At 72.5% G+C, this 11,004-nt stretch carries 12 protein-coding genes; 3 read left to right on the forward strand and 9 right to left on the reverse strand.

The features are described 5' to 3' along the window. Together VGH85_11815 and VGH85_11820 are read left to right on the forward strand one after the other, a co-directional pair. The coding region (locus VGH85_11815; GenBank protein ID HEY2174483.1) for a hypothetical protein at positions 1–478 on the forward strand (478 nt) is incomplete at its 5' end. Between the two features lie 108 nt (positions 479–586). After that, positions 587–1,792, forward strand: a complete 1,206-nt coding sequence (locus VGH85_11820; protein ID HEY2174484.1) for a serine hydrolase domain-containing protein — start codon at positions 587–589, stop codon at positions 1,790–1,792. A 120-nt stretch (positions 1,793–1,912) separates the two neighbouring features. On the opposite strand, the gene VGH85_11825 is transcribed toward VGH85_11820, so the two are convergent. The 3 genes from VGH85_11825 to fdxA form a co-directional block, all read right to left on the reverse strand. Continuing rightward, positions 1,913–3,814: a substrate-binding domain-containing protein gene (locus tag VGH85_11825; protein ID HEY2174485.1), complete on the reverse strand. Its 1,902-nt coding sequence runs from the start codon at positions 3,812–3,814 to the stop codon at positions 1,913–1,915. A 215-nt stretch (positions 3,815–4,029) separates the two neighbouring features. Next, positions 4,030–5,148, reverse strand: a complete 1,119-nt coding sequence (gene dapC / locus VGH85_11830; GenBank protein ID HEY2174486.1) for a succinyldiaminopimelate transaminase — start codon at positions 5,146–5,148, stop codon at positions 4,030–4,032. A 56-nt stretch (positions 5,149–5,204) separates the two neighbouring features. Then, the gene (gene fdxA, locus VGH85_11835; protein HEY2174487.1) at positions 5,205–5,531 is read right to left on the reverse strand and encodes a ferredoxin; all 327 of its coding nucleotides are present in this window, start codon (positions 5,529–5,531) and stop codon (positions 5,205–5,207) included. A gap of 83 nt (positions 5,532–5,614) precedes the next feature. On the opposite strand from fdxA, the gene VGH85_11840 reads away from it, so the two are divergent. Next, entirely contained in the window at positions 5,615–6,553 is a 939-nt protein-coding gene (locus VGH85_11840) for a GNAT family N-acetyltransferase (GenBank protein ID HEY2174488.1), read from the forward strand. Positions 6,554–6,556: 3 nt separating this feature from the next. On the opposite strand, the gene VGH85_11845 is transcribed toward VGH85_11840, so the two are convergent. The 6 genes from VGH85_11845 to VGH85_11870 form a co-directional block, all read right to left on the reverse strand. Further along, a complete protein-coding gene (locus VGH85_11845) occupies positions 6,557–7,462 on the reverse strand; it encodes a biotin-dependent carboxyltransferase family protein (protein HEY2174489.1) in 906 nt (301 codons plus the stop codon). Beyond that, a complete protein-coding gene (pxpB, locus tag VGH85_11850; protein HEY2174490.1) occupies positions 7,459–8,067 on the reverse strand; it encodes a 5-oxoprolinase subunit PxpB in 609 nt (202 codons plus the stop codon). Before pxpB ends, VGH85_11845 begins: the two co-directional genes overlap by 4 nt. Further along, positions 8,064–8,822: a 5-oxoprolinase subunit PxpA gene (locus VGH85_11855; GenBank protein HEY2174491.1), complete on the reverse strand. Its 759-nt coding sequence runs from the start codon at positions 8,820–8,822 to the stop codon at positions 8,064–8,066. Before VGH85_11855 ends, pxpB begins: the two co-directional genes overlap by 4 nt. Before the next feature lie 33 nt (positions 8,823–8,855). Continuing rightward, on the reverse strand, positions 8,856–9,371 hold the full coding sequence (locus VGH85_11860; GenBank protein ID HEY2174492.1) for a flavin reductase family protein: 516 nt from the start codon (positions 9,369–9,371) through the stop codon (positions 8,856–8,858). Between the two features lie 11 nt (positions 9,372–9,382). Continuing rightward, on the reverse strand, positions 9,383–9,814 hold the full coding sequence (locus VGH85_11865; protein ID HEY2174493.1) for a hypothetical protein: 432 nt from the start codon (positions 9,812–9,814) through the stop codon (positions 9,383–9,385). Positions 9,815–10,070: 256 nt separating this feature from the next. Next, positions 10,071–11,004: DUF222 domain-containing protein (locus VGH85_11870; GenBank protein ID HEY2174494.1), on the reverse strand; the 934-nt coding region annotated here is incomplete at its 5' end.

Genomic DNA, 11,004 nt, shown 5'->3' on the forward strand with positions numbered 1-11,004 from the left:
CGACGCGCTGGTCAAGGTGCACGGGTGGCGGACCCGCCCGGTGACCCAGGTCGCACAGGCGGTGCAGCAGAGCGGCTACCCGCAGGCCTACGCGCAGTGGGAGCGCACCGCGGCGGCACTCTCCGACGCCTTCGTCGGTACCACGCCGGGCGGCCTGGCCTGCAGCTACCCGCTCGCCGCCGGCCCCGGGACGTCGCCGGACCGGGTCGCGGCGCTCCTCGCCGCCGACCTGCCGGTGACCCGGCTGCCGTCGACCGGACCGGTCCCCGACCGCCGCCACCTGCTCGACCTCGCCGCCACGACGACGCAGCAGGGATGGGTGCTCGGCTGCTGGCTCGCAGCGCACGGCGACCAGCTGCGGATCCGGTCGATCTCCGTACCCGGCTACATCTGGCACCGCAACGATTCGCGCTGGCACGCCGATCGTCACGCGGTGCCCGGCCGGGTGCACGTCAACCTCGCGTCGACCAGCAGCTGAGCGCGCTGCTCGCCGGCCGTCTCCCAGGCGGTCGTCGGAGGTCGCACGGCGATGACTTTGCGCGTGGTCGGATGTCTACACCGCATGACACGAACCGGGAGCCGACCGATGACCGTGAACGAGACCGGCCTGGCCCGCCTGCACGACTCGATGGCGGCCCAGGTCGCCGGCGGGCGCATGCCGGGGCTGGTCACGCTCGTCGCGGTCGGCGACGACGTACGCGTCGATCCGATCGGTACGCCGTCCTTCGGCGACGACACTCCGTTGGCCCGCGACGCCATCTTCCGGATCGCGTCGCTCACCAAGCCGATCACGGCCGTCGCCGCGATGTCCCTCATCGAAGAGGGGCTGCTCCACCTCGAGGAACCGATCGACGAACACCTGCCGGAGTTGGCGAACCGCCGGGTGCTGCGGACCATCGACGGTGAGCTCGACGACACCGTCCCGGCCGGTCGGCCGATCACCGTCGAGGACCTGCTCAGCTACCGGTCCGGCTACGGCTCGGTGATGGCGCCGCCCGGCAGCCTCCCGATCCAGCGCGCCGAGGCCGAGGTCGGGATCCAGAGCTTCAGCGGTCCGCCGTGGCCGCCCGTCACCCATAACCTCGACGGGTGGATCGCCGCGCTCGGGACGCTGCCGCTGCAGTCGCAGCCGGGTGAGCAGTGGCACTACAACACCTCGGGTCAGGTGCTCGGGGTACTTCTGGCGCGGGCGTGCGGTCAGGACCTGGAGTCGCTGCTGCGCGAGCGCGTCTTCGAGCCGCTCGGTATGCCCGACACCGGCTTCTCCGTGCCCGCCGACAAGCTGGGCCGGTTCACCTCGGCGTACCAACCCGACCCGCAGACCGATGAGCTGTCGGTCCTCGACGACGTCGCGCACAGCTTCTGGAGCACACCGCCGACCTTCCCGGATGCGTCCGGGTGGCTCGTCTCCACCATCGACGACTACTGGACGTTCGTGTCGATGCTGCTGGCAGGAGGTGCCGGGCCGCGCCGACGTGTGCTGTCACCGGAGTCGGTGGCGCTGATGACCACGGACCGGCTGACGTCGGAGCAGCGGGCCGCCGCCACCCTCTTCCTCGGCGAGCACGGCGGGTGGGGGCTGGGATTCTCGGTGCCCGCCAGTGGCTCGTCCAGCCGGCCCATGCCCTACGGCATCGGGTGGGACGGCGGGATCGGTACCACCTGGCGGTCCGACCCCGAGCGCGGCGTCACCGGGATCCTGCTCACCCAGCGCGCGGTCACCTCACCGGTGGCCCCACCCGTGGTGGTGGAGTTCTGGGCCGGCGTCAACGCCGCGGTCGGCGCCGCCTGAGACGCCCCGCGACCCTGTACAAAACCCACTACTAGTGGGTTTTGTACGTCCCGCACGGCGTGTCGTGGACCAAAACCCACTACTAGTGGGTTTTGGCCACGGGGCAGGTCGGACCGGCGGTCAGAAGTTGGTGACCAGGTCGCTCAGTACGGCGCTGACCGTGTCGGGGTTGGTGGCGTCGTAGTAGTGCGCCCCGGTCATCTCGGCGATGTGCTGCAGGGTGGGGGTATCGGCGTCGGTGCCGTAGCCGAGGGTGAAGACGCGGATCGGCTTGCCCTTCGTGGCTGCGGTCATCTGCTGGGTCATCGACGACATGCTCCCGGCGACGTCGGTGTCGTTGGTCCCGTCGCTGAGCAGCACGATCGCGTTGATGTCGTCACCGGAGTAGTGCGACGTCATGCTCGACACGAACTCCGGCACGGCGCGATAGAGCGGCGTCTGATCGACGGCGGTCAGGTCGTCGATCTTTCGGATGAGCTCGTCCCGGTCGCTGGACAGCGGTCCCACCGGTGCCACCACGCCGGGAGTGACCGACTGTTGGCCGGCCTGGTTGGAGAACGCCGCGAGACCGACCTGGTCGCTGTCGGAGAAGTACTTCAGCGCCTTGACGGCCGCCTGTTGCGCGTCCTGCAGCTTGGAGTGGCCGTCGGGCAGGATCGCGCTCATCGACCGGGAGACGTCGAACGCGAAGAGCACCCGCGCCCGCTTGCGCACCGCCGGGAAGCTCTTCTGCACCGCAGTGAGTACATCGGCCGACGGGCTGGGCAGGGTGCGCACGGATCCGTCGCGGTAATCCCCGGTCTTGGCGACCTGCGGGTCGATCTGGTCGCCCAGATCACGGTATCCGTTTGCCCGCACCACGCCCTGGCCCTGCGCAGTCCGGGCGAAGCGGATCAGGTCGGTCGCCGCCTTCTGCTGCGCGGGGCTGACCCAGGAACCGTCCAGCACGGCCGCCGGGTTGTCGGCGACGTAGGTGCCGTCCTTCGGGTAGATCGGCACCAACGGGGTCTTCGGCGGGCCCGAGTCACCCCCGGTCATGCCGTTCATCTCCCCCATCCCGCTCATGCCGTCCACGCCGCCGGTGCTCAGGTGTCCGCGGTCGTAGTCCCACACCGACTTCTCGTCGAGCGTGACGACCGACAGGGAGTTGGCGACGTCGCCGGTGGACTCGGAGTCGCGGATGTGGACGAGGAAGTTGTCCTCGGACGACCCGTAGTGCACCGTCGTCCGCTCGCCGGTGTGCACGGCGGCCTGCACCGTCGCGGAGTGGACCGCGGCCGGCGTCAGCCCGGTGTCCTTCCCGGCGGCGCCCGCGTAGGCGGCGACCAGGCCGTCCAACCCCGACGTGGCCGTCTGCGGGCTGGTCTTGCCGAGGTTGAACGACCCCCAAGCGGCATGCCCGTGCTTCGCCCACACGTCGGGGTCGCCGGCGAAGCGCAGATAGTCGCGCCAGGTCGGCGGGTTCTTGTCCCAGCCGAGCGCCGCCGCCTGGGGTGCCGGCATCGCCAGCACGATCGGCGTACGCGCGACGCTCGTCCCGTGATCCGGCACGCTCGAGGAGGATCCGTGCGCCTGATCCGCATGCGCGATCGACAACCAGTCCGAGGAGTCCGGCCACCAGATCGCCGGCCTCATCGAGTCGGGTTCCTGCGCGAATCCCCCGACCACCTCATTCGTTGCGTCACCGGAAGCGCTCGCGTCGACGTGGACCGAGACACAGTGCCCGGCGATGTCCCGGCGGGCGCCCTGATAGGCCCGGGCCAGCGCCGCCAGCAGGTCGCGGTCCTCCAGCGACGCGAGGACGCGCAGCGAGGTGCACGGCCCGGCGCCCGGCGTACGGGGAAGCGAGTCGGCCGGGGTGCCGCGCGAGGGTGCGCGCACCGCTTGGCGGCCCGCCGCGGGGGCCGGGCGGGTGGTGTCGGCCCGGTGGGTGGGCTTCGGCCCCGATCCGCGGGTGGCGAGGACGCCACCGGCTGCCGCGCCGGCGAGCAGCACCACTCCGATGACCGTCCCGAGAACCACGCGACCGCGGCGCGGTCCCGAACGGGCCCTGCGCAGGCGGCTGCGGGAATGCGATCCCATGGGGTCCTCTCCGCGATCCGGTGAGTAGTACGACGACCTTGCCCCCATTCCGCGGCACGGAGTGTAGTAGCCCGGCGAATCAGCTCACTCAGGCGGCGCAGCAGTCACTCCCACACCATCACGAACAGTGAGGAATTGTGCGCGGATCGGTGGTGTCAGCCGACCTGGGCGAGGCGGGCGCAGGCGGCGTCGACGCGCTCGTCGGTCGCGGTCAGGGCGACCCGCACGTGCCGGGCGCCGGACGGTCCGTAGAACGTCCCGGGAGCCACCAGGAGGCCGAGCTCGGCCAACCAGGCGACCGTCGCCCAGCAGTCCTCGTTGCGGGTGGTCCACAGGTAGAGCCCGGCCGCGGAGTCCTCCACGGTGAACCCCGCACCCTGCAGGGCCGCCCGCAGCCGGGTACGGCGACCCGCGTAGCGCGCCCGTTGCTCGGCCACGTGCTCCTCGTCGCCGTACGCCGCCACCATGGCGGCCTGGACCGGCGTCGGCACCATCAGCCCGGCATGGCGGCGCACCTCGAGAAGGGCCGCCACCAGGCCGGGGTCTCCGGCGACGAAACCGGCCCGGTAACCGGCGAGATTGGACCGCTTCGACAGCGAATGCACGGCGAGCAGCCCCTCGTGACTGCCCCCGGACACCGAGGGGTGCAGCACCGAGACCGGCTGCTCGTCCCAGCCGAGGTCGAGGTAACACTCGTCGCTCGCGACGATCGCCCCGCGCTCGCGCGCCCAGGTGACGACCTTGGCCAGGTGCTCGGGAGGCAGCACCCGCCCGGTCGGGTTGGCCGGAGAATTCAGCCAGACCAGCCGGACCCGGCCGGGGCCCGCGCCGGCCAGGCCGTCGCTGCGCACGACCTCCGCACCGGCCAGCCGGACGCCCACGTCGTAGGTCGGGTAGGCCAGCTCCGGGACCACCACCAGGTCGCCCGGACCCACCCCGAGCAGCATCGGCAGCAGTGCCACGAGCTCCTTCGAGCCGACCGTCGGGAGTACGGCGTCCGGATCGAGGCCGCTGACGCCGTGCCGGTCGGCGAGCCAGCGGGCCAGCGCCGCCCGCAACTCCGGTCGGCCCGAGGTGACGGGGTAGCCGGGTGCGTCGGCCGCTGCCCGTAGCGCGTCGCGGACGACCGCCGGGGTCGGGTCGACCGGCGTACCCATCGACAGGTCGACGACGCCGTCGGCGTGCTCGCGGGCCCGCGCGCCGTAGGGCGCCAGGGAGTCCCACGGGAAGTCGGGCAGCCGGCCGGCCCAGAAGCCGCCGACCTTGTCCGCCACCGACCCGCTGAAGTCTCCCTCGAGCGGCACGCTCGATTTCCCTCCGAGCGGCACGCTCAGTGCTCGTTCACCTGCGGCGGCAGCGCCGCCACCAACGGGTGGTCCTTGTCGATCTTGCCGGTCTTGGACGCACCGCCGGGCGACCCCAGGTCGTCGAAGAAGTCGACGTTGGCCTGGTAGTAGTCCTTCCACTTCTCCGGGGTGTCGTCTTCGTAGAAGATCGCCTCTACCGGGCAAACCGGCTCACAGGCGCCGCAGTCGACGCACTCGTCCGGGTGGATGTAGAGCATCCGGTTGCCCTCGTAGATGCAGTCGACGGGGCATTCCTCGATGCATCCCTTGTCGAGCACGTCCACGCAGGGCTCAGCGATGACGTAGGTCACGGGCGGCGTCCTCTCGGGTCTCAGCGCCTTGCTCGCTCTAGTATCGCCGGTCGGGTAGTGACGATTCGAGGAGGGTGGTCGGCGTGTGGGCTGATCTCGTCGGGCAGCGCGTCGTCGTCCGCCGGGTGGTCGGCGAGCGCGACGGCCGCCCGCTCTTCTCCGACGTGATCGGGGAGCTCGTGAGCGGCGACGACCCGCTCACCGTCCGCCGTACCGACGGCAGCATGGTCCGCGTGGACGCCGGCTCCGTGCACCGGATCAAGCCGATCCCCGGCCGCCGTCCCGACCCCCTCGAGCTCGAGGAGATCGCGGCCGCCGGCTGGCCCGCCGCCGAGACCCGCTGGCTCGGTCGCTGGCTGCTGCGGGCGGCTGACGGATGGACCGGCCGGGCCAACTCCGTCCTCCCGCTGGGCGATCCCGGCGAGCCGCTCGACGTCGCGGTCGAGTCGGTCCGCCGGTGGTACGCCGACCGCGGGCTGGCCGCCCGATTTCAGGTGCCGTTGCCGGTGGCGACCGGGCTGGACGCCGAGCTCGCGGACCGGGGCTTTCGGGCCGACCCTCCGGTGCTGGTGCAGACCGCAGCACTCCCGACGTTGCTGGCCCGGGCGACGGACCGGACGGATCTCCCCGAGGTCGTCTTCGACGAGACGCCGTCGTCGGACTGGCTCGCGGCCTACCACTACCGCGGCGGCAGCGACCTGCCGGCGGTCGCCGTCGGCGTGATGACCGCGGCCCGGCTCCCCGTCTTCGCCTCCGTCGTCATCGACGGTGAGACGGTCGCGGTCGCCCGCGCCGTCGTCGACGAGGGCTGGCTCGGCGTGACCGCCGTCGAGGTCGCACCGGCCTGGCGCCGGCGCGGGCTCGCCAGTCACGTCATGCGCGGGCTCGCCCGCTGGGGCACCGACCACGACGCAACCCAGTCCTATCTGCAGGTGGCGTCGGACAACCACGCCGCCGTGGCGTTCTACGAGCGCCTCGGCTACACGACGCACCACCGCTACCACTACCGCATCGCGGACTGAGGATCAGCCGACGACGACGGCGCGGTCGGCCGCGGCGCGCAGGTCGAGGTAGGCCGCGACCGCCTGATCCCGTTCGACGACGGTGAATTGCACCGTCGCGCCCGGGCGGAGCTGGCCGGCGGCCGGGAGGTCGGCCCGGACGACGACGCCGATCACCGGATAGCCGCCGGTCGCGCCGTGGTTGGCGAGCAGCAGGATCGGGGCACCGTCCGGCGGCACCTGCAGGGCACCTGTCGCCATCCCCTCGGTGGGCAGCTCCCCCTCGCGCGACCGCGCGAGACGCGGACCATCCAGGCGCACCCCGACTCGATCGCTGCTCGGGCTGACGTCGTACGAGCCGCCGGCGAAGGCGCGGCGTGCCTGCTCGGTGAACCAGTCCGCGTGCGGGCCGGCGATCACCCGCAGGGCGTCGCGACGCTGCGGCAAAGCGTGCCGGTCGAGCATCCAGACCGGCGGAAGATCCGCCGGCGCCACCGCGAGCACGTCGCCGGCGGCGAGCGGGCCGGGTCCGAGGCCGGACAGCGTGTCGGCCGATCTGCTGCCGAGCACCGGCGGTACGTCGATCCCACCGGCGACGGCGAGGTAGGCCCGCACGTCGTCGGTGCCGCCGACCGTGGCCCGGCTGCCGGCGGGGACCAGCACGGTCCGGCCGGTCGGTGCCGGCTCGTCGTCCACCTGCAGCGAGGCGCCGACCACGGCGACGGCGGTGTCCCGGTCGACCCACAGCGTCGGTCCGGCGGCGGTGACCTCCAGGGCGGCGGCGCCGTCCCGGTTGCCCACCAGCCGGTTGGCCAGCAGGTGCGAGAGCCAGTCGGCCGGCCCGGCGACCGGTACGCCGAGGTGGGCCCAGCCGATCCGGCCGGAGTCCTGCACGGTCGTGAACGGCCCCGGCGTCAGCACCTCGATCACCGCGGCACGAACCTCACCCGGTCACCCGGCGCCAGCAGCGCGGGCCGGTCCGCCCGCCCGGCGTCGAAGACCTGCAGGTCGGTGCGGCCGATCAGCCGCCACCCACCGGGCGTCTCCTGCGGGTAGACCGCCGAATACTCGCCGGCGATCGCGACCGCGCCCACCGGAACCCGGGTGCGCGGCGTCTCGCGGCGCGGCACCTGCAGGACCGGGTCGACGCCGCTGAGGTACGCGAATCCCGGCGAGAAGCCGAGGAACGACACCAGGTAGGTCGCCGCGGAATGCCGCCGTACGACGTCCACTGTGGACAGTCCGGTGATCTCGGCAACGTCGTCGAGATCCGCGCCGTCATAGGTGACCGGTACGTCGACCGTGCGGCCGGGCGCTGCCGATGTCTCCGGCCCGGGCGTGCCGGCGACCTGGCGCACCCGGTCGAGGTCGGCCACCCGCGGATCGACGACGACGAGCACACTCCGCGCCCCGACGACGCAGTCGTCGATCCCGGGGAGATCGGCGGCACGAAGCGCGGACCAGACGCGGTGGGCATCGGCCGACCCGTCGGTTTCGACGAGCAGCGCGGAATCGCCGACGTCGGCGAATCTCATCCGAGCGACCGGACCTCGACACCGGCGTCCTCGAGCGCCGTACGCACCCGCCGGGCCAGCGCCGCGGCGCCCGGCGTATCGCCATGCACGCACACTGAGCGCGCGCCGAGCCGCAGCACCGATCCGTCGATCGCCACCACGGTTCCGTCGGTGACCATGCGCAGCACCCGCGCGACGACCTCGTCGGGCGACGTGACCAGCGCGCCCCGTTCGCGCCGGGACACCAGGCGGCCGTCGGGGGTGTAGCCGCGGTCGGCGAAACTCTCCGGCACGACCTTCACGCCGGCATCGGCCGCTGTCTGCAGGCCGGTCGAGCCGGCGAGCATCACCATCGGCAGGCCCGCGCCGTAGCGGTCGATCGCCGTCGCGATCGCGCCGGCGACCACGGGATCACGGGCGGCCCGGTTGTAGAGGGCGCCGTGTGGCTTCACGAAGGCGACGTGTCCGCCGGCCGCGCGGGTGATCCCCTCGAGCGCGCCGATCTGGTAGAGGACGTCGGCGATGATCTCCTCCGGCGCGAGCTCCATGTCCCGCCGGCCGAATCCGACCAGGTCCGGGTAGGACACCTGCGCACCGATCGCGACACCGCGATCGAGTGCCGCGGCGACGGTCCGCACCATCGTCGACGGGTCGCCGGCGTGGAAGCCGCACGCGACGTTGGCGCTGGTCACCGCGTCGAGCAGACTGTCGTCGTCGCCGAGCGTCCAGGCGCCGTAGGACTCGCCGAGGTCGGCGTTGAGATCGATCTCCGCCACGGCGACCAACCTACCGGCTCGAGCCCGAGACGATCAGTGATCGAAGTTGCGGTAGCGGCCGCGGTAGTAGAGCAGCGGCGAGCCGTCCGGGTCACCGAGCTCGACGGAAAGGACCTCGCCGATCAGCACGGTGTGGTCGCCGCCGTCGTGGGCGGCGACGGTCCGGCACTCGAAGGTCGACAGCGCCTCGTCGAGCAGGATGACGCCGGTCTCCGCGCCGAGCCGGTAGGCGACGTCATCGAACCGGTCCTTCGGCGTACGGCGGGCGAACCGGCGCGACAGCCATTCGTGCTGCTCGCCGAGGACCGAGACGCCCCACTCGCCGGTGTCGAGCACCATCTCGTGCAACCGCGAGGTCTTGTCGACGCTGACCAGGACCAACACCGGGTCGAGGGAGACCGACGTGAAGCTGTTGGCCGTCATGCCGTGGTGGACGTCGTCCCGCCGTGCGGTCACGACGGTGACGCCGGTCGGGAAGCGGCCCACGGCGTCACGGAACAGCCGCGTGTCGACGCCCTCGGGGGACCCTTGCGGCGCGGTCATATCCATCACGGCGAACCCTACCTGCGCGGCGGCGGGACCCGCGGGCTGCCGCCAGCGGTGCCGCCCGGCGCCGGCGGCCGTCGCCTCCGGTGGGTCGGTACGGCGATCACGACACCGATCGCCGCGGCAGCGGCCCCGGCCAACAGGAACGAGATCCCCTGCCAGTCGCCGGGGACCACGACGTCGCCGCCCGGGCCGCTCGAGGAGAACACCAGCGCGACCACCAGCCACAGCAGCCCTGGCACGAACCCGGCGGGCCGGATTCCGGTCACCCGGACCATCACCCACGGGGCGGACAGGTTCACGAGCACCGCCAGCACAATCGACACTGGCACCGGCGTCGTCCCGGCCCGGAGGACGACCAGGAAGCATTCGATGACGGCCAGCACCAGGGCGCCGAGGGCGATGAGGACTCCGCCGGCGCTCCGTTCCCACGTCACCGGCCGCACGGCAGCGAGGGTAGTCGCGCGTCCCGGCCGTCGCCCTACTGGTGGGGTCCGGATGGGCATCATCGTCTTCGCCTTCGTTGGGGGCTGGGTCGAGCTGGGCATCATCGGACGCTGTACTCGCATCCAGGGCCGAATTGTGCGAGTAGCGCGTCCGATGTTCGGCCGGCTGGTGCGGTGGGGCTGGGCATCATCGTGCGTCGTACTCGCATCTGCGGCCGGATTGTGCGAGTAGCGCGCACGATGTTGCACCGTCCGTTCAGCTGGTGGTGACCAATTCGGGTGTGCGCCGGCGTGCGGTGCGTGGTGGGTCGGGCATGGCGGGTAGGTGGTGCAGCCGGTTGCGGCGCGGTGTCTGGTGGGGGTCGATCCAGGGTGGCGGCAGGAACTCGGGTAAGCCGTCGACGATGCGGGCCTGCCAGCCGTGGTGGTGGATGGTGCGGTGGTGGTGCCCGCAGAGCAGCACCAGGTTGGTGATCGCGGTGGGTCCGCCGTCGGCCCAGTGGTGGATGTGGTGTCCGTCGCACCAGGCGGCGGGGCGGTCGCAGCCGGGGAACGCGCAGCCGCGGTCCCGTGCGACGAGGGCGCGGCGGATGCCGACCGGGATGGTGTGACTCGCCCGGCCCACGTCCAGGGGTTGCCCCGCGGTGCCGAGCAGGACCGGGATGAGTTGGGCGTCGCAGGCGATGCGCCGCGCGGTGGCCGGGGTGACCGGGCCGCCCCAGCCCAGCTCGGCGGCGCCGATCTGCGTGCGCAGGGTGTCGTAGTCGAGGGTGATCGTGACCTGGGGGCGCTGCCCACCCGTCTCGGGGAGGTCCCCGGTCTGCAGGGCGCGGCGCGCCAACTCGATCAGGCCGTCCGCCGCCCGCCGACTCGGGCTTCTCGGGTCGGGTCCCTCGGCGGTGGACGGTGCCGGGCCGGTGAACGGGTCCAGGGCGGTGCGCAGCACCGCCGCCCCTTCCGCATCCAGGCGGCCGCGGACGAGGGTCATCCCGTCCTGGTCCCGGCTCAGCGAGAGTTCGCGGGCCCGGACCGCGTCCTCGTCGTCGAGCGCGGCCCCGTCCGGGTCCAGGGTGGCGACCATCCGGCGGGCGATCTTCCCCAGCGTGGTGGTGTCGACGTCGTGGGCCTGAGCGGCGAGGAACGCTTCCGCGTGTTCGCGGGTGCGAGTGTCGACCCGGGCGGGGAGGCGG

Source organism: Mycobacteriales bacterium (assembly GCA_036497565.1).
In the GTDB taxonomy this organism is placed as follows: Bacteria; Actinomycetota; Actinomycetes; order Mycobacteriales; family QHCD01; genus DASXJE01.